Origin of the sequence: Nocardioides aquaticus (assembly GCF_018459925.1) — a bacterium.
In the GTDB taxonomy this organism is placed as follows: domain Bacteria; phylum Actinomycetota; class Actinomycetes; order Propionibacteriales; family Nocardioidaceae; genus Nocardioides; species Nocardioides aquaticus.
The window spans coordinates 2,255,293-2,272,966 of record NZ_CP075371.1 but is presented as its reverse complement, the minus strand read 5'-3'; the positions used below and the strand labels follow the sequence as shown (position 1 = coordinate 2,272,966).

Sequence of the window (17,674 nt, the reverse complement as noted above, 5' to 3'; positions counted from 1 at the left end):
GTCGAGCTCGAGACCGGGGCGGTGGACGATCGCCTGCCTCAGGGTGCCCACCTCGGAGTCCACGTGGAAGGTCATCGGGTGCCTGTCTGTCGGTCGGGTGGTGGTCATCGGTAGGTCGGGACGTCGGCCGGCTCGGTCATCCCGCGACGCATCGCGAGGTAGACCGGGATCCCGGCGAGCGAGGCGCCGCCGGCCATCAGGAACGGGCCCCAGACGACGTACCAGGAGCTGCCGGTGTTGCGGGAGTAGTAGATGAACGCCACCGACATCAGCAGCGCGACCGCGGCGACGCCGAGGTCCAGGGCGAGCCGCGGCGTCGGGCCGGCCCGGTGGTCCCGCAGCCGCCAGCTGATCTGCGCCAGGGCCGAGAAGGCGTACGGGATCGCGGAGGTGATGCCGGTCATCAGCACGAGCGTGGTGAAGACCGTGGCACCGCTCGCGCCCAGGTAGCTGATCACGACGGCCACCGAGGCCAGCGCGGTGGAGGAGACGATGCCGAACGCGGGCACCCCTCGGCCCGACAGCACCCCGAAGCGGGCCGGGAAGAGCCCGTCGCGCGTGGCTGCGAGCGGCATCTCGGCACAGATCATCGTCCAGCCGTTCAAGGCACCGATGCCGGAGACGATGACGGCGAGGGCGACCAGCTGGCCGGCCCAGGACCCACCGGCGACCGCGTCGGCCGCTGCGGAGTAGGACGCCTTGTTCTCGTCCAGGGCCAGCGCCCCGGCCGGGACGATGCCGAACACGGCGACCAGGGAGAGCAGGTAGACCACCCCGCTGGCCGCGGTCCCGAAGATGGTCGAGCGGCCGACGTTGCGGGCGGGGTCGCGGACCTTGGCCGCGGCCACCGAGGCGGTCTCGACGCCGAGGTAGCTGAACAGGCAGATGGCCATCGCACCGCCGATGGCGGACAGGGTGGTGTCACCGCTGGTGTTCCACGGCGTGAAGTTGCCCCAGGTGACGAAGAACAGCCCGAGGGTGGACATCAGGGCGAGCGGGATGAACTTGAGCACCGTGGTCCACACCTGGAAGACGCCCATCGAGTGCACGCCGGTGAGGTTCACCGCGGCCGGGATCCACAGCCCCACCAGCGCGATCAGGATCGACCAGACCACGGTGCCGCCGGTGTTGACGAAGGTCTCGACGTAGTAGACCCAGGCCACGGCGATCGCGGCGTTGCCGGCCCAGGCCGTGATCCAGTAGGACCAGGCGTTGCTGAACCCGATCCCGTTGCCGAAGGCGGCGCGGGCGTAGGCGTACGGCCCCCCGTCGGCCGGCAGGCGGCGCGACATCACCGCGAAGAGCATGGCCAGGGACACGGCGCCGACCGTGGCGACCCCCATGGCCACGAGGCTGATCGGGCCGTACCCCGCGATGGCGTAGGGGAGGCTGAAGATGCCGACACCGATGATGCTGCCGACGACCAGCGCGGTGGACTGCGTCAGCCCGAACCGGGCGCCGTCGCCCGCCGTGGTCTGCTCGCGGCGGTCCTCGGTCTGCGTCATCAGGACGCGACCCGGAGCCGGTTGTGCACGGTGCAGACACCGGGCGTCGCCCAGGCCAGGACGTCGACGTCGCGGCGCTCGGCCCAGGTGCCGACGGTGCCGGTGATCGTGACCTCGCCGTCCGCGCCCGCGGTGACCGTGCACCGCCGGGCCTCGACGACCGCGTGGCGGACCAGCGCGTCCTCGATGCCCTGGCGCAGGTCGATGGTGGAGACGACCGGCGTGACCGTGATGTGGCTGCGTACGTCGTGGACGCCCTTGAGGTGGCGCACGCTGCGCACGGCGGCCTCGCGCTGGTAGTGCCACGGCACCTCGCCGCTCAGCGTCACGACGTGGTCCGAGACGGTCGCCGTCACCGCGTCGGAGGCGATGTCGACCGCGGCCCCGAGCGCCGTGTTCGCCGCGCGGGCGATGTCGGTGTCGCTCGTGCCGGCGTAGGTGCTGCGGACCGTGATCTGCTCGGCGATGGCGTGCACGCCGGGGACCCGCTGGACGGCCTTCTCGGCCAACCGCTTCTGGGGGTACGAGGTGACCTCGCCGGCGAGCGTGACGGCCCCGTCGGTGACGCCGACCCCGATCCGGGTGGCGTCGACCCCGGCCTCCCGGTCGAGCTCCTCGAGCAGCAGGTGTCGCAGGGTGGCGTCGCTCCGCACAGGTGTGGTCGTCATGGCCCGAGCCTCGTCGCGGGCCGCCCACCGGCACAGGGCCTGAAGGCCCGCCCGAGCGTGCCGGTGGGTCCCGCCGGCGTCGTCCTGAGGGGACCATCGGCTCTGCCTGTCCTCGGCGGGGCCGGGCCGAGCGCACCTGTCACGCATTGCTACTCCGACTGGTGAGGCGCCGTGACGGCCCGCCAGAGGAGGTGACAGAGCGTGACAGCACCGGCCGGTGCCCTGTCACCGGTGAGGGTCGGAGGTCCCCACGGCTCGGTCCGGTCGGCCGTGGTGCGGCTCGCCCGGCGCCCCGAGGGTGGAACCATGTCACCCACCTCGTCCCCCGCGATCACCCCCGGCAGCATCGTCGTCGGCATCGACGGGTCGGCCTCGTCGACCCGGGCCCTCGACTGGGCCGCGCGCCAGGCCGCCCTCGAGCACCGTCCCCTGGCCCTGCTGCACGCAGCGCACCTCGGCGGGGCCGGCGAGACCCTCTGGGACGGCCTCCAGGGTGCCGAGGTCGGCCGGGTGCTCGACGACCTGACCCGGAGCGGCCAAGAGCTCCTGGCCGCCAGCGCCGACCGGGTGCGTCAGCAGGAGCCCGGTCTCGAGGTGCAGGAGGTGGTCACCACCGACGACCCCCGTGAGCTGCTCCTCGGCGGCACCGCCACCGCGGCGATGACGGTCCTCGGCTCCCGCGGTCTCGGGCCGGTCAAGAGCCTGCTCCTCGGCTCCGTCAGCCTCGCGGTCTCCAAGCACGCCGCCGGTCCGGTGGTCATCGTCCGGGAGACCGAGCCCGAGGCGGCCCACGGTCGCGTCGTCGTGGAGGTGGACGGCACGGCGGACTCGCTCCCGGCGATCGAGCTGGCCTACAGGACCGCGGCGTTCCGGGGGCTGCCCCTCACCGCGCTGCACGTCTTCTGGGACGCGGTGCACCACGACAGCGAGGAGCACGTCGTGGCCGAGGACGAGGAGGGGCTCGGCGACGTCCGGGCCCTGCTGTCCGAGGCGGTCGCCGGGATGCAGGAGCAGTACCCCGAGGTGGAGGACCGGCTCGTGCTCGAGCGCGGCTTCCGCGACCGCCAGCTGATCCGTGCTGGCGAGACGGCCGCCCTCGTGGTCGTCGGCGCCCGCCACCGCGGCCGTGTCGACGACTTCCTGCACGCCTCCGTCGCCGCCACCGTCGTCGAGCACGCCCGGTGCGACGTCGCCGTGGTGCCCGCCGGCACCCCCTGACCCCGCTCCCTCCCGACCACCGCGCCGCCCCGTCGACGTCCCGTTCCCCGTCCCTGCCCCGGAAGGAAGACCTGCCATGAAGGCTGCCGTCGTCACCTCGTTCTCCGCACCGCTCCAGATCGTCGACCGCGAGGTGCCCGCCCCCGCACCGGGGCAGGTCCTGGTCCGCCTCGAGACCTGCGGGTTGTGCCACACCGACATCCACGCCGCCGGCGGTGACTGGCCGGTCCAGCCCGGGCTCCCGTTCGTCCCCGGCCACGAGGGCGTCGGCATCGTGGAGCAGCTCGGCGCCGGCGTCCAGGACCGCTGGGTGGGAGAACGGGTCGCCATCGCCTGGCTCGGCTCCGCCTGCGGCGCCTGCCGCTTCTGCGTCGACGGTCGCGAGACGCTCTGCACCGAGCAGCAGAACAGCGGCTACTCCGTCGACGGTGCGTTCGCCGAGTACGCCGTGGCCGACGCCACCTACGTCGTCCCCGTGCCCGACGGGGTGTCCTCCCTCGACGCAGCACCGCTGACCTGCGCCGGCCTGACCACCTACAAGGCGATGAAGGTGGCCCGGGTCGCGCCGACCGAGCTGGTCGGCGTGTTCGGCATCGGTGGCCTGGGCCACCTCGCGGTGCAGTACGCCCGGATCCTCGGTGGCACCGTCGCCGCCGTCGACATCGAGCCGGAGAAGCTCGCGCTGGCCCAGGAGCTCGGGGCCACCTACACGGTCGACGCGACCCAGGAGGAGCCGGTGGCCGCGCTGCAGGGGCTCGGCGGCCTCGACGTCGCCGTCGTGCTGGCCACCTCCCCCCTGGTCTTCGAGCAGGCCTTCGCCTCGCTGCGCCGCGGCGGGCGCCTGGTCTGCGTCGCGATGCCGGCCGACGCCGGCACGATGCAGGTCCCGATCTTCGAGACGGTGGTCAAGGGGCTGACCATCCTCGGTTCCATCGTCGGCACGCGCCAGGACCTGGCTGAGGTCTTCGCCCTGCACGCCGCCGGGCGCACCCGCGTCATCGCCGAGACCCGCGACCTCGACGACGTCAACGAGGCGATGGCCGAGGTGCTCTCCGGCCACGTGCCCGCGCGCCTGGTCTTCGAGTTCGCGCCGGTCCCGGCGTCCCTGCCCGTCACGCTCTGACCTCCACCAGACCGCCCCGGAAGAAGGCCCCCGTGTTCGACACCCTCAACGGTCTGCCCTGGCACCCCCTCGTCGTCCACGGCGTGGTGGTGCTGCTGCCCCTCGCCGTCCTGGGCACGATCGCGATCGCCGTGGTGCCGCGCTGGCGCACCCGCTACGGCCTGCTCGTCGTGGCCACCGCCCTCGTGGCGACGGTCCTCGTGCCGATCTCGACCTCGAGCGGGGAGTCCCTCGAGGAACGCGTGGGCAACCCGGGCCAGCACGCCGAGCTCGGGGACCAGCTGCTGTGGTTCGCGCTGGCCCTCCTGCTCACCTCGGCCCTGCTGGTCGGGCTGCAGTGGCGCGCGGGACGCGCGGCGAGCCGCAGCAGCGGCGGCGCCGGCGTCAGCACCAGCACCGGCGGCAAGCAGCTCACCGCCGTCGCCGCGGTGGCCGTGCTCGCCGCCGTCGCCTGCGGCGTGCAGGTCTACCGGGTCGGTGACTCCGGCGCCCGTGCCGCCTGGGGGGACGTCCCCAGCGCGTCCGGCGGCTGATGGTCCCGCGCACCCGGCCGCCCCACCTGGGTGAGCCGCACCGCACCGCGATGGCACCCCGGTTGAACTGGCTGCGTGCTGGGGTGCTGGGCGCCAACGACGGCATCGTCTCGACCGCGGGCCTGGTCGTCGGCGTCGCGGGCGCCACCTCGTCCCGGGGCGCGATCTTCACCGCCGGCCTGGCCGGCCTCGTGGCCGGGGCGGTGTCGATGGCGCTCGGCGAGTTCATCTCGGTGAGCAGCCAGCGCGACAGCGAGAGAGCGCAGCTGGCCCTGGAGCGTCGCGAGCTGGCCGAGATGCCCGAGGAGGAGCTCGCCGAGCTCGCCGGCCTCTACCGGGCCAAGGGGCTCAGCGCCGCGACGGCGAGGACCGTCGCGATCGAGCTGACCGCGCACGACGCCCTCGCCGCGCACGCCGACGCCGAGCTTCACCTGGACCCCGACGAGCTCACCAACGCCTGGCACGCCGCCATGGCCTCGGCGGTCGCGTTCACCGTCGGCGCCCTGCTGCCGCTGCTGGCCATCATGCTGTCGCCGGGCGCCGTGCGCGTACCGGTCACCGTCGTCGCCGTCCTGGTGGCCCTCGCCCTCACCGGCGTGCTCAGCTCGCGGATCGGCGGCAGTCGTGCCCGGGTCGCCGTGGTGCGCGTCGTCGTCGGCGGCGCCGCGGGCCTGGCGCTGACCTACGCCATCGGCCGCGCGTTCGGCGGCGTCGTCGGATGACACCCCCGCCGCCGTGCGGACCCGCCGCCGCGGTCGAGCTGCTGTGGCTCCCCCTCGGCGCGGGGCCGGGATCGACCCTGGTCCGGCTCAGCGGGCGGGGATACGAGGCAGCCAGGGGGCCGTGGTCAAACGCCGCCACGGCGATCGGCGGCGCCCGCTGCGTGAGCGCGGACCGGGGCACCGCCCTGCGGCTCCTGGGGCTGGTCCCCCGTTTCCCGCCCCTGACGTGGGGGCGCGACGAGCTGGGGACCGGCGACATGTGGTGCTCGAACTCGCTGACCGCCTGGCTGCTCGCCCGCAGCGGGCACGACATGGCCACCGTGCTCCCCCCTGCCGGCACCCGCGCCCCCGGATGGTCGGCCGGGCTGCAGGTCGCCGGTCCCGGGCCGCTGGTCCCGCTGGTCCCGCCGGTGGCCGACGGACGGCCCTGACGGAGCAGGCCCTGCCCGGCCAGGCTCGAGGTCCACCACCGCCGTCAGGAGCACCGGATGACCCGTTCGCCCGTCCACCTCGAGGGCCACCTCGACCCGCAGCTCAGCCGTTGGATGTGGCTGGTCAAGTGGCTGCTCGCCCTGCCGCACTACGTCGTGCTCGCGTTCCTCTGGATCGCCTTCACGGTCCTGACCGCGGTGGCCGGCGTCGCCATCCTGGTCACCGGCCGCTACCCGCGCTCGCTGTTCACCTTCAACGTGGGCGTCCTGCGGTGGACCTGGCGGGTCGCGTTCTACACCGGCAGCGCGGCCGGGACCGACCGGTACCCACCCTTCACGCTGCTCCCCACCGACTACCCGGCCCGCCTCGAGGTCGACTACCCCGAGCACCTCTCGCGGGGGCTCGTGCTGGTGAAGTGGTGGCTCCTCGCGCTCCCGCAGTACGTCGTGGTCGGCATCCTGACCGGAGGAGTGCTGTGGGCGGATGGCACCGACGGGGGCGGCGGCCCGCAGACGGCCGGTCTGATCGGTGTGCTGGTGCTCGTGGGCGTCGTCGTGCTGCTGTTCACCGGCACCTACCCTCGCGGGATCTTCGACCTGGTCGTCGGCCTGGACCGCTGGTGCGCCCGGGTCGTGGCCTACGCGGCACTGATGACCGACCAGTACCCGCCGTTCCGGCTGGACCCCGGGGAGCTGGAGCCGGTGCCGGACGGCGGGCCTGTCCCGGCCTGAGCATCCCCCGGACGAAGCAGCGCACGGGTGCCTCAGGCGTCGAGCAGCGCTCGAGTGGAGGAGTACTCCTCGGCGCTGACCTCGCCCCGGGCCAGACGCGTGTCCAGCACCGTGCGAGCGTCGCTCCCCGTCGCCCCGGGAGCCCTCTGCGCGCCAGGTGCCAGTCGGCCCGTGGCGTGCAGCACCAGGTGCGCCACGACCGCGGCGAGCGCGAGGAGCAGCAGGACGAGCGTCAGCACGCCGAAGACGATCATCCAGCCGCCGCCGTCCATGGAGCCGCCGTCCATCATCCCCGAGCCGTCGAACCCGCCGTCGTAGCGGCCGTAGCCCTGACCCGGGTCCATCATGCCGCCCGGGCCTCGATCGACGTCGCTCATGCGCGTCCCCCTCTGTCTGGCCGCATCCGGTCGGGTGCGGCTCGTCCCGAGCCTGCGCCGGGACAGGCCGGCGGGTCAGGGCCGAAGGTCGTCGGTCTCCGGGTCGTCCGGTGGCTCCGTCAGGGCGGTGCGGTCCGCCGCTGCGGACGTCCGGTCGTCCTTCGAGCTGTGCCGGTCGATCGCAGCGTGGCGCCGGGCCTCGAGGTCCTGCGGGTACGGCCCGTCAGGGGTGGTGAACGCCTCCATGCTGGCGGCCCGGTCGCGCTCCACCGCGACGTCGTCACGCCCGTCCGCTTCGCCGTCCCGAGCCTCCGCGGCTGCCAGCACCCGCTGCGCCGACTCGGCCCGCTCCGCCAGGGCGGCCTCACGCCGCGCCACCCGCGCCTCCCGGGCCTCGAGACCGTCCGCACGCTCCTCAGCCATGGATCGAGTGTGCCACCTGGCGGTCCGGGGAACCCCCGCCCCGGAGGTCAGGCACCCTGGAGCACCTCCGCGGCGACGTCGCTGATGCTCCGACCGGTCGAACGTGCCCGGGCCCGGAGCAGCTGGAAGGCCTCGTCGGGGGACGTCCCCAGCTTCTGGGCGACCGCACCCTTGGCCTGCTCGACGGCGATCCGGCTGTTCAGCGCGGCCTGGAGCTGCTGCGTCACCACGCCGGCCTGGGCGATGCTGCGCTCCTGGAGGAGCGCGATCGTGGCGATGTCGGCGAGCGCCTGGACGAGGCGCACCTCCTCCGGGTCGAAGTGGTCGTCGACCGCGCCGAACAGGTTCATCGCACCGATGACCTTCTTCCGCAGGCGCATCGGGAAGGCGTGCACCGACTCGAACCCGGCCGCGACCGCGCGGGGGGCGAACCGGGGCCACCGATCGGCGGCGTGGCGCAGGTCGGCGTTGACCACCGGCAGCCCGGTCCGGAAGCAGTCCAGGCAGGGCCCGTCGTCGTTCTGGAGCTGGAAGAGCTCCAGCACCTGGCCCGACGCCGTCGAGGCCGCCATGAAACGCAGGGTGTCGCGGTGGTCGGCCAGGAGCAGGCCCACGGAGGACGCACCGCTGATCGCGGCTGCGCGGTCCGTGAGGTTCTGCAGGAAGTCGACGAGGTCGAAGTCGTCGACGAGCGAGTCGGCGGCCTCGACGAACACGTCGGCGAGCTCTCCGGTGGCGATCATGGGCTGGTCTCGTTTCGCGGCTGGGTGACAGGTCGGGAGCGGGAGTAGTCCACCGTCACGGCGGCGGCCGCGCCACCGGTGTCTCGGGACCGAACCGGGTCCGCCCCTCGAGGACCTCCGCGGCGAGCTCGGTCAGGGTGAGGTCACCGGCGTAGGCGTGGCCGCGCAACCGGGCCAGCGCCTCGGCCAGCGAGCAGCCGAGCTGCGTCATCACCATCCCCTGCGCCTGGTAGACCTCGCTCGGCAGCTGGAACACGTCGTCGGACCCCGGGTCGTCGGCGCACCACTCGGTCTCGCCGGCGAGAATGAGCGCGGTCGCCCGGTCCGCAGCCGCCAGGCACACGCGCAGGGACGCGCTCGAGAGGTGGCCCGGCCGGGAGCCGTAGGCGGTGAGGGCGCCGAGCCTGCTCGCGCCCAGCTGGAGAGGGAACGCGTGGACGGACCGGAGGCCGGCGCGACGGGCCTGCGACACGTACCCGGGCCAGCGCACGAGCTCGTCATCGCTCTCGAGGTCGGGGACCGCCTGGGACAGACCGGTGGCGAAGGCGCTGCGGCTGGGCCCCTCCCCGACGTCGAGCTGCAGCTGCTCCCACGCCCGGACCGTCCCACCGCTGGAGCCGACCGAGGCCTCGGCGGCGCCGGCCGCCATCACCGTGATGACGACGCCGGACGTACGGAGCTCGGCGGCGGTCGCCACCGACAGCGCGTCCAACGCGACGCCCAGGCCGCGGCCCGCAGCCGGGATCGTTCCGTCCGGGGAGGTCGTCACCGGCACCTCCGATGCTCGCCGCGCGCCACAGGGTCAGCGACGCGGGGTCCGGGCATCGACAGCGGCATGCTAGCGCGTGGTCGAGGACGACGAGGAGCAGGACCGCGGGGATCCCCTCGCCCGAGCGTGACAGCAGCGGATCACCGCCACCTGGTGGCAGTGATCCGCTGCTGTCGTCGGTGGGCGGGGAGGCCGACCGGGCCGCAGGTCCCGGCGGGCCGGGGCCGAGGACCGTACCGCCGCGCCCCCGCCCGGGGAAGTCTCGGACCATGACCCCCACCGTGCCAGCAGGTTCCGTCGTCATCGCCCACGACGCCAGCGGGAACTCCGCCGAGGCCCTGGCCTGGGGCCTCGAGCAGGCCGCTCTCGAGCGACGCCCCGCCGCGGTGGTCCGCCTGCTCAACGTCACCGAGGTGCAGTCCGCCGCCTGGATCGCCAGCTCCGGGGCGGGGCTGCAGGTCCTCCACGACCTGCGCAGGCAGGCGGTGGCCGACCTCGACGCGCTCGTCGCGCTCGCCCGGCGGCAGCACCCGGGTCTGCAGGTGGACGGCCACGTGGTCGAGCGGGAGACCCGCCAGGGACTGGTGGAGCTCTCGGCGTCGGCCCACCTCGTGGTGCTCGGCTCCCACGGGTGGGGGCCGGTCGGCAGCCTCCTGCTCGGCTCCGTCGCAGCAGCCGTCACCCGACGGGCCGACTGCCCCGTGGTGGTCGTACGACCCCCGGCCGACGCCCGGCTGTCCACGGAGGACGGCGCCGGGATCCTCGTCGGCGTGGACGGCGCCCCGGAGTCGCTGCCGGTCGTCGAGCACGCCTTCGCGCTGGCCTCGCTGCGGGGTCGGCCGCTGACCGCGGTGCACTGCGTCCGTGACCTCGTGGCCGCCTACGCCGGGAGCTCCTGGGTCCCGGGCGTCCAGGACGCCGAGGACGGCCGGAGCGCCCTGCTCGACACCCTGGCCGGCGCGGCCGAGAAGCACCCCGACGTCGCGTTCACCGCCCAGGTGGAGCACGGGCTGGTCGCCCAGGTCGCCGGCAACCGCGCCCGGCCGTGGGACCTCGTCGTCGTGGGTCGCCGCCACCACGGGGCCTGGCACCGCCTGCTGGTCTCCACGACCACGACCGCCGTTCTCGAGCACGCCCGCTGCCCGGTCGTCGTGGTGCCGGAGGCACGGGTCCCGGCCGGGCGTGGCTGAGCGCCCTCGCGACGCCCACCGGGTCGCGTCCCGCGCAGCAGCCCGGGCCACAGGTCCCTGCCCCGGGGACCTCCAGCCGTGGTCCAGCGCGTCCAGCCGTCGCAGGCTGGTGTCATGACCCCCACCGTCTGCACCGGCTCCGTGATCGTGGCCTACGACTCCAGCGGGCACGCCACCCGGGCCGTCGAGTGGGGCCTGGCCCAGGCCGCGCTCGAGAACCGTCCCGTCGACGTGGTGCACACCCTCGACCTCGCCCGGCTGCCGTCCGAGGCCTGGCTCGGCATCTCCGGTGACGCGATGCCGCTCGTCGAGCGGCTCCGGGCCGAGTGCACGGCCACCATGAAGGCCGTGGTCGCCACCGCCCACCTCGCCCACCCCGACGTCGAGGTGCGCCTGCACGTGCTCGAGGGCGACCCGCGCCAGGTCCTGGTGGGGCTCTCCGGGTCGGCGTACCTCCTGGTCCTCGGCTCGCACGGACGGGGTCCGGTCCTCAGCGCTCTTCTCGGTTCGGTCAGCGCCGCCGTCACCCGGGCCAGCAGCTGCCCCGTCGTGGTGGTCCGACCACCCCGAGGAGGTGCGCCGCGACCGGGCGGGTCCGGTGTGGTCGTGGGCGTCGACGGCAGCGTCGAGTCAGGACCGGTCATCGAGTTCGCCTTCTCGCAGGCCTCCGCCCACGCCCTGCCGCTGACGGTGGTCCACGTCATCCGCGACGTCGTGGCGGCCTCCGTCGGCGACCGGCCGTACCCCGTGCTCGAGGAGCGCGAGGAGGCGCACCTCCTGATCGCGGAGTCCGTGGCCGGGATGGCGGAGAAGTTCCCGGACGTCCCCGTGACACGACGTCTCGAGCTCGGGCTCCTGGACCAGGTCCTCGAGCGCGAGGCGCAGTCGTGGGACCTGGCCGTCGTGGGACGCCGGCGGCACGACGCGTGGCACCGCCTGGTCGTCGGCTCCACCACGCTCGCGGTGCTGGAGCACGCCCACGGCCCGGTGGCGGTGGTGCCCGAGGCGCCGACGCCCGGATCCTGACGGCGGTCGACCGATGGCGGCCCCGACGGCACGCGCCCCGAGCAGCAGGACGGCAGCACCCTCGCACCTGGCGGCGGTACGCCACCACCCCGCCGTGGTGGCCCACGAGCGGGCCCTCGCCGAGGACCTGCAGATGCGCCTGGCGGACTCGATCACCCGGTTCGCCGGCTCGATGCCCTTCGTCTACGCCCACGTGGCGGGCTTCGCGGCGTGGATGCTGCTGGTGGAGACCAGCCCCTGGCCGACCTTGACGCTGGTCGTCTCGCTCGAGGCGATCTTCCTCTCGACCTTCGTGATGATCGGGCAGAACCGGCAGGCGCGCTTCCAGCAGGTCAAGGCCGACCACGACTTCGTCGCCCAGGAGCAGGACCTGCGTGCGAACACCGAGATGACGCTGGTCGTCGAGGACCTGGTCCGCGACATCCACCGCACCGTCCACGAGCGACCGGTCGCGTGGCGGCTCCTGTGAGCACCCGTCCCGTCCTCCTCGCCCTCGGTGACGACGGCTCGGTCGCGGCCGTCCGCTACGCCGTCGGTCTCGCCCGGCGGCTCGGCGCTCCCCTCCACCTCGTGCTCGCCGTGCCGGCCGGCGGTGCGAGGACGCGCACCAGCCACGAGCTCGAGCTGCACTCCGCCCTGGGGCTCGCTCGCGACCGGGCAGGCGGCGAGGTCGCGGTGACCGGCGCCCTCGCCGAGGGCGAGGACGTCGTCTCCTGCCTGGTCACGACGGCGCGCGCCTGTCACGCCGAGGTCCTGGTCATCGGGCGGACCGGCGGCGAGCGCTCCGGCCGGCTCGTGAGCGGTTCGGTCCTGGCCGTCGTCGCCGCCCGCAGCCCCGCCCCGGTCGTGGTCGTCCCCGCCGGGTGGCGCCCCGCCACGGCTCCGGACCCGGTCGTGGTCGTCGGGGTCCAGGACGTCGTCGAGGCCCCTGCCCTGCTCGACGCCGCCGCGTCGGCCGCCCACGGCCTGGGTGCCCGCCTCGTGGTCGTGCACGCGTCGCGGACCGGCGAGAACCACGCCGTCGTCGGTATCGACGTCCGCGACGATCCGCATACCTTCGGCCGGACCGAGCACGCGAGCCTGGAGCGCTGCCTCACCGCGCTCCGGAACAGGTGGCCCGGCGTCGACGTGGGCCTCGACGTCGACCGGGGTCCGGTGGAGACGACGCTGCTCACCGCCGGCACGGGCGCCGAGCTGGTGGTCGTCGGTCGCCACCACCACCGGCTGCCGGTGGGCTCCCACCTCGGCCCGGTGACCCGGGCGCTGCTCGACCACTGCACCGCCCCCCTCCTGCTCACCGACCCCGTCACGGTCCCCACCGTCCCCACCGTCCCCACCGTCCCCACCGTCCCCACCGTCCCCACCGCCGCCACGACCACCGCCACGACCACCGCCACGACCACCGCCACGACGATCGCCACGCCTGACCTGGAGCACTGTTGACCACCGAGGCCCTGCACCCGTACGCCGCGGTGCACGAGACCCACACCGCCGTCGTCGTGCTGCTGGGCGACCGCGCCTACAAGACCAAGAAGCCCGTGGACCTCGGCTTCCTCGACTTCAGCACCGCGGAGCTGAGGCACGAGGCCTGCGCCCGTGAGCTGGCCCTGAACCGCAGGACCGCGCCCGACGTCTACCTCGGGCTGGGCCACCTCGACCAGCCCGGGCGACCATCCGAGACCGCCGTGGTGATGCGGCGGATGCCGGAGGACCGGCGGTTGTCGACCCTGGTCGCCGCCGGGGCCCCGGTCGGCGACGAGCTCCGGGCCGTGGCGCGCCAGCTCGCCGTCTTCCACCTCCGCGCCGACCGCCACCCCGTCCTCCAGGAGCAGGCCGGGCGCGACGCCCTGCGGCAGCGGTGGCGCGACAGCATCTCCCAGGTGCTCTCCCTCGACGTGGTGGACGCCCCGACGGTGCAGCGGCTGGCCGAGCTGGTGGAGACCTTCATGGCCGGCCGGACCGAGCTCCTCGACCAGCGGATCGCTGCCGGTCACGTCCTCGACGGGCACGGCGACCTCCAGGCCGAGGACGTCTTCTGCCTGGCCGACGGCCCTCGCATCCTGGACTGCCTCGAGTTCGACGACGCGCTGCGGCACGTCGACCAGCTCGATGACGCCGCGTTCCTCGCCATGGACCTCGAGCGCCTCGGCGACGCCGCCGCCGGGTCCGCCTTCCTCGACGCCTACGTGGAGCTCACCGGCGACCCGGCGCCCGCGGCGCTGCGGGACCACTACGTCGCGTACCGCGCGTTCGTCCGGGCCAAGGTCGCCTGCCTGCGCGTGAGCCAAGGAGACGACGCGTCACGCCGCACGGCCGACCAGCTGACCCGGCTGGCCCTGCGCCACCTCGAGCGGGGCGCGGTCCGGCTGGTGCTCGTGGGTGGCCTGCCCGGCACCGGCAAGACCACCCTGGCCTCGGCCGTCGCCGACGAGCACGGGTACGTCGTGATGAGCAGCGACCGCGTCCGCAAGGAGCTGGCCGGGCTGTCGCCGGAGCAGCCCGCACCGGCGGCGTACGGGGAGGTCCTCTACGACGCGGGCGCCACGTCGGCGACCTACGCCACCCTCCTCGACCGGGCCCGTCGGCTGCTCGCCCGCGGAGAGTCGGTCGTGCTGGACGCGTCCTGGACCGATGCCGACCAGCGGGCCGCGGCCCGGGCCCTCGCCCGCGACGCCCACGCCGAGCTCGTGGAGGTCCGGTGCTACGCCCCCGCCGCGGTCGCATCGATGCGTCTGCGGACCCGCGCGCCGGGTGCCTCGGACGCCGACGACCGGGTCGCGGACACCATGGCCGGGCGCGAGGACAGCTGGCCGTCGGCGACGGTGGTCCCCACCACCGGACCGCTGGTGGACGCCGTCGCCGGGGTCACCACCCTGCTGCACTCCCCTCCCCCCGTCCTGTCCGGCGCCCGGTGACCCGCGTGGTGCCGTCGGGTTCCTCGCGGTCCGCACCGTCGCCGAGGTCGTCGCCCAGGGATGACCGCACACCCGGGGTCGGTCATGCGGCGTGGGCCACCGCGGGTGCCCTGACGTCGAGAACGAGGCCCACCTCGAGCGCTGACGCCGCCCGCCGGCACCACTGGGTCTACGTGGCCAGGGGGAGGCAGACGGAGAAGGTGGACCCGCCCAGGTGCTTCGAGGTGACCGCGATGTCACCGCCGTGGCTCCGCACGATCGAGTCGACGATGGTCAGCCCCAGACCTGTGCCCTGGATGGCGTGCTCCCGGGCGGTGGAGGAACGGAAGAACCGGGTGAACAGGTCACCTTGCTCGGCCTCGGGGATGCCCAGGCCGTTGTCGCTGACTGAGAGCCGTGCGGTCCCCGACACCGCCCGCAGGGTGCAGCGGACCCACCCGCCGTCCTCGGTGAACTTGATCGCGTTGGTCAGCAGGTTGGTCACCACGGCCTCGAGGTGAGCGGTGTCGCCGTGGACGACGACCGGGTCTCCACCGACATCGAGGAACAGCTCGAGGCCCCTCGCTACGACCACCCGGTCCAGGTCCCGCCCCGCGGCCAGCACGACCGCGGCCAGGTCCACGTCGGAGTGCCCGCGACGGGCGGCGTTGGAGGCCAGGCCGGTGACGAGCAGCAGGTTGTCGGCCAGGGCCGTCAGCCGGGCGCTGTTGCGGACGATGGCCTCCACGAACATCTCCTGGCGCGGGGTCAGGGCTCCCCCCTGACCGTCCTGGAGGAGCTCGATGAAGCCGGCGATGCAGGTCATCGGGGTGCGGAGCTCGTGGGACACCGTGGCGACGAACTCGGACTTGGTCCTGCGCGCCTCGGCGTTGAGCAGGTAGGCCGTCGCGACGTCGGCGAGGGTCTGGGCGGTGGCCATGTCCTGCTCGTCCAGCTCGCCGGGTTTCGTCCGATAGAGGTCCAGGGCACCCAGGCAGCGGTCGTCGCTGCGCAGGGGAAAGGTGAAGACGGCGACCAGACCCTCGACGTGGGCCCGCTCGGCGAACCCCGGGAAGCGGTCGTCGGAGGTCAGGTCCGGGACCGAGACGGCCTCGTTCGAGGCGTAGGCCAGGACGCAGGGTCCCTCGCCGAGCTCGGTCTGCAGGTTCTCGTAGCGCACCGCCGACTCGTCCGACCCGGCGACCAGGTGCGGGTACGTGGTCGGCGAGATCAGCGACACACCCGCGGCATCGATCGGCATGATGTCGACGATCCGCCGGACCAGGTGGTCCAGGATGCCCTCGATCGGGAAGTCGGTCACCAGCGTCCGCGCGAACTCGCTCAGCACGACGGCCAAGCTGTCTTGGGATCTCAACGGGCCACCAGCTCTCGCAACGAGCCGCGAGGTCTGGGCGGTGAGGGCGGGTGCACGCACGCCACCCGGAAACGAGTCGAGCCTAGCAGCGGAGCCGCACGAGGCACGCAGGCTCAGGCGATGCTAGGGGGGTCCGATGCTCGTTCGCGCTCGCCGGGGTCTCGCGGGCCGGACTGCCGCTGATCGGGCTCGTCCGCGCGCGGTCGCCGCCCTGCCTCGACGACCGGCCCGAGGGCGACGGCAGTGCCGATGGTCCGCGTCGTCCGGCCGTCGGACCCTGCCCCCGTGGCCTCGTCCCGGTGAGGCTGGGTGCACGACGCCGGACGGCCGGCGCGGGGACGGAGGACCGCAGGTGCGAGACCTGGTTGTCGAGGCGCCGGTGCGGCCGGTCCCCCTGGCGCCGACCGAGGGTTTCCACGGCTGGCGCTGGCTGCGCCGCGGCGGTCTGCTGCTGCTGACCGTCGTGGTGGTCGAGTACCTCGTGCTGCCCCAGCTCGTCGCCGCGCGGGCCGAGGTCTCGCTGATCCGCTCGGCCACCCCGTGGCTGCTGGGGGTCGCCGTCGCCCTCGAGGCGGTCTCGTTGCTCTGCTTCACCCTGCTGTCCCGGGCCACCCTGCCCGGACGCAGCCGGCCGCACTTCTGGACGCTGCTGCGCATCGACCTCTCCGGCTTCGGCCTGAGTCACGTCCTGCCCGGCGGGGGCGCGACCGCGGCGGCCCTGCGCTACCGGATGCTGCACCGGGCCGGGGTCTCGGCCGGCGACGCCGTCACGGGAGCCACGGTGCAGACCGTCGGGGCGATCGCGGCGCTGGTCGTCCTCATGGTCACCGGGGTCGTGCTGTCGCGGCCCGCGATCCTCAGCGGCGGGTCGTTGCACGGTGCCACGGCCCTCGCGCTCGTCCTGCTCGTCGGCCTCGGGGCAGGAGGGCTGCTGCTGACGCGGTTCCGGCCCGGCACCCTGCGCACGGTCCACCACCTCACCCGGCACCTGCCGCGCGTACGGGCCGCCGCCGTCGAGGGCATGCTGGACGGGCTCGGCGACCGGCTCCGGGCCCTGGTGCGCGACCCCCGGCTGCTGGCCCGGACCCTCGGATGGGCCGGGGCGAACTGGGCCCTCGACGCGGCGTGCCTGTGGGTGTGCCTGGCGGCCTACGGCTCCGCCGTCCAGCCCGGGCCGCTGCTGGCCCTCTACGCCGCGGTCAACCTGCTCGCGATCGTGCCGTCGACCCCGGGCGGCCTCGGCATCGTCGAGGCGGTGCTGGTCCCGGGCCTCATCTCGGTGGGCGTCCCGGCCGCGACCGCGCTGCTCGGCGTCCTCACCTGGCGGCTGTGGCAGTACTGGCTGCCGATCCCCGTCGGCCTCGCCGCCTACGCGTCCCTGAATGTCAGAGGGTCCGTGGACCGGTGGTGCCGGCACACGCCCCAGCGCTGACGTCAGTCGACCGGTTGCACCACGACGTGGTCGTGCACCCCGGCGACCCCCGGCAGGTCGTGCACCGCGAGCACCGCTGCCTCCCGCTCGGGCACCGAGCGGACGGTGCCCGACAGCGTCACGACGTGGTCCGTGACCGTGCCGAGCACATCCTGGTCCGGCACCTCGACGGCCGCGACCAGTGCGGCGGCCACCTCACGGGTGACGTCGACGTCGCTGACCCTGCCCAGGTGGGGCCGGACGGTGATCTTCCCGGCCATGGCGCGGACCCCGGGCACGCTCAGCGCCGCCCGCTCCGCCGACCTCTTCTCCGGGTGACTGGCCACCTCCCCCGTCAGGGTCACGGCGCGGCCGAGCACCGTCACCCCGACGCTGGACTCCGTCACGTCGGGCGCCCGCTCGAGCTCACGCTCGACGAGCTCGAGGAGCCGGCGGTCGGCGGCGGCGCGGGACGCCGTACCGCCCTGGGTGGGGGGACGCGGGGCGGGTGCGGACGGAGGGGCCATGACCTCC

The 17,674-nt window shown here is 74.3% G+C and carries 20 protein-coding genes; 12 read left to right on the top strand and 8 right to left on the bottom strand.

Annotation, left to right across the window (positions count from 1 at the left end; all coding sequences use genetic code 11):
- Positions 1-104: 104 nt before the first annotated feature.
- On the bottom strand, positions 105-1,505 hold the full coding sequence (locus tag ENKNEFLB_RS10980; protein WP_214059220.1) for an amino acid permease: 1,401 nt from the start codon (positions 1,503-1,505) through the stop codon (positions 105-107).
- Positions 1,505-2,173: a BON domain-containing protein gene (locus ENKNEFLB_RS10975; RefSeq protein ID WP_214059219.1), complete on the bottom strand. Its 669-nt coding sequence runs from the start codon at positions 2,171-2,173 to the stop codon at positions 1,505-1,507. The genes ENKNEFLB_RS10980 and ENKNEFLB_RS10975 overlap by 1 nt, the downstream gene beginning before the upstream one ends.
- Before the next feature lie 306 nt (positions 2,174-2,479).
- Here ENKNEFLB_RS10975 and ENKNEFLB_RS10970 point away from each other — a divergent pair, with 306 nt between their 5' ends.
- The 6 genes from ENKNEFLB_RS10970 to ENKNEFLB_RS10945 all read left to right on the top strand — a co-directional run bounded on the left by ENKNEFLB_RS10970 (position 2,480) and on the right by ENKNEFLB_RS10945 (position 6,932).
- Positions 2,480-3,391 carry a universal stress protein gene (locus tag ENKNEFLB_RS10970; RefSeq protein ID WP_214059218.1) on the top strand — a complete coding sequence of 304 codons (912 nt, stop codon included), beginning with the start codon at positions 2,480-2,482 and terminating at the stop codon, positions 3,389-3,391.
- Positions 3,392-3,467: 76 nt separating this feature from the next.
- A complete protein-coding gene (locus ENKNEFLB_RS10965) occupies positions 3,468-4,514 on the top strand; it encodes a zinc-dependent alcohol dehydrogenase (RefSeq protein WP_214059217.1) in 1,047 nt (348 codons plus the stop codon).
- 32 nt (positions 4,515-4,546) lie between these two features.
- Positions 4,547-5,047, top strand: a complete 501-nt coding sequence (locus tag ENKNEFLB_RS10960; protein WP_214059216.1) for a DUF2231 domain-containing protein — start codon at positions 4,547-4,549, stop codon at positions 5,045-5,047.
- 50 nt (positions 5,048-5,097) lie between these two features.
- Positions 5,098-5,769, top strand: a complete 672-nt coding sequence (locus tag ENKNEFLB_RS10955; RefSeq protein ID WP_420830539.1) for a VIT1/CCC1 transporter family protein — start codon at positions 5,098-5,100, stop codon at positions 5,767-5,769.
- On the top strand, positions 5,766-6,200 hold the full coding sequence (locus tag ENKNEFLB_RS10950) for a hypothetical protein (RefSeq protein WP_214059214.1): 435 nt from the start codon (positions 5,766-5,768) through the stop codon (positions 6,198-6,200). The genes ENKNEFLB_RS10955 and ENKNEFLB_RS10950 overlap by 4 nt, the downstream gene beginning before the upstream one ends.
- Positions 6,201-6,257: 57 nt before the next feature.
- A complete protein-coding gene (locus tag ENKNEFLB_RS10945) occupies positions 6,258-6,932 on the top strand; it encodes a DUF4389 domain-containing protein (protein ID WP_214059213.1) in 675 nt (224 codons plus the stop codon).
- 32 nt (positions 6,933-6,964) lie between these two features.
- Here ENKNEFLB_RS10945 and ENKNEFLB_RS10940 read toward each other — a convergent pair whose 3' ends face one another.
- From ENKNEFLB_RS10940 to ENKNEFLB_RS10925, 4 genes are all read right to left on the bottom strand, one after another.
- Positions 6,965-7,309, bottom strand: coding sequence for a hypothetical protein (locus tag ENKNEFLB_RS10940; RefSeq protein ID WP_214059212.1), 345 nt, complete (start codon positions 7,307-7,309; stop codon positions 6,965-6,967).
- A gap of 75 nt (positions 7,310-7,384) precedes the next feature.
- Positions 7,385-7,732 carry a hypothetical protein gene (locus tag ENKNEFLB_RS10935; RefSeq protein WP_214059211.1) on the bottom strand — a complete coding sequence of 116 codons (348 nt, stop codon included), beginning with the start codon at positions 7,730-7,732 and terminating at the stop codon, positions 7,385-7,387.
- 47 nt (positions 7,733-7,779) lie between these two features.
- Positions 7,780-8,475, bottom strand: coding sequence for a GAF and ANTAR domain-containing protein (locus tag ENKNEFLB_RS10930; protein WP_214059210.1), 696 nt, complete (start codon positions 8,473-8,475; stop codon positions 7,780-7,782).
- A gap of 55 nt (positions 8,476-8,530) precedes the next feature.
- A complete protein-coding gene (locus ENKNEFLB_RS10925; protein ID WP_214059209.1) occupies positions 8,531-9,244 on the bottom strand; it encodes a GAF and ANTAR domain-containing protein in 714 nt (237 codons plus the stop codon).
- Between the two features lie 269 nt (positions 9,245-9,513).
- On the opposite strand from ENKNEFLB_RS10925, the gene ENKNEFLB_RS10920 reads away from it, so the two are divergent.
- The 5 genes from ENKNEFLB_RS10920 to ENKNEFLB_RS10900 all read left to right on the top strand — a co-directional run bounded on the left by ENKNEFLB_RS10920 (position 9,514) and on the right by ENKNEFLB_RS10900 (position 14,375).
- Entirely contained in the window at positions 9,514-10,434 is a 921-nt protein-coding gene (locus ENKNEFLB_RS10920; protein WP_214059208.1) for a universal stress protein, read from the top strand.
- Between the two features lie 114 nt (positions 10,435-10,548).
- On the top strand, positions 10,549-11,460 hold the full coding sequence (locus ENKNEFLB_RS10915; RefSeq protein WP_214059207.1) for a universal stress protein: 912 nt from the start codon (positions 10,549-10,551) through the stop codon (positions 11,458-11,460).
- A gap of 13 nt (positions 11,461-11,473) precedes the next feature.
- Positions 11,474-11,929 (top strand): DUF1003 domain-containing protein, encoded by a 456-nt coding sequence (locus tag ENKNEFLB_RS10910; protein WP_214059206.1) that lies wholly within the window; start codon positions 11,474-11,476, stop codon positions 11,927-11,929.
- Positions 11,926-12,903 (top strand): universal stress protein, encoded by a 978-nt coding sequence (locus ENKNEFLB_RS10905; RefSeq protein WP_214059205.1) that lies wholly within the window; start codon positions 11,926-11,928, stop codon positions 12,901-12,903. The genes ENKNEFLB_RS10910 and ENKNEFLB_RS10905 overlap by 4 nt, the downstream gene beginning before the upstream one ends.
- Positions 12,900-14,375 carry a bifunctional aminoglycoside phosphotransferase/ATP-binding protein gene (locus ENKNEFLB_RS10900; protein WP_214059204.1) on the top strand — a complete coding sequence of 492 codons (1,476 nt, stop codon included), beginning with the start codon at positions 12,900-12,902 and terminating at the stop codon, positions 14,373-14,375. Before ENKNEFLB_RS10905 ends, ENKNEFLB_RS10900 begins: the two co-directional genes overlap by 4 nt.
- A 169-nt stretch (positions 14,376-14,544) precedes the next feature.
- Here ENKNEFLB_RS10900 and ENKNEFLB_RS10895 read toward each other — a convergent pair whose 3' ends face one another.
- Positions 14,545-15,702 (bottom strand): GAF domain-containing sensor histidine kinase, encoded by a 1,158-nt coding sequence (locus ENKNEFLB_RS10895; RefSeq protein ID WP_214059203.1) that lies wholly within the window; start codon positions 15,700-15,702, stop codon positions 14,545-14,547.
- Positions 15,703-16,081: 379 nt separating this feature from the next.
- Between ENKNEFLB_RS10895 and ENKNEFLB_RS10890 the strand changes: the two genes are divergently transcribed.
- The gene (locus tag ENKNEFLB_RS10890; protein WP_214059202.1) at positions 16,082-17,161 is read left to right on the top strand and encodes a lysylphosphatidylglycerol synthase transmembrane domain-containing protein; all 1,080 of its coding nucleotides are present in this window, start codon (positions 16,082-16,084) and stop codon (positions 17,159-17,161) included.
- Between the two features lie 2 nt (positions 17,162-17,163).
- On the opposite strand, the gene ENKNEFLB_RS10885 is transcribed toward ENKNEFLB_RS10890, so the two are convergent.
- A complete protein-coding gene (locus tag ENKNEFLB_RS10885) occupies positions 17,164-17,667 on the bottom strand; it encodes a BON domain-containing protein (protein WP_214059201.1) in 504 nt (167 codons plus the stop codon).
- Between the last annotated feature and the right edge of the window lie 7 nt (positions 17,668-17,674).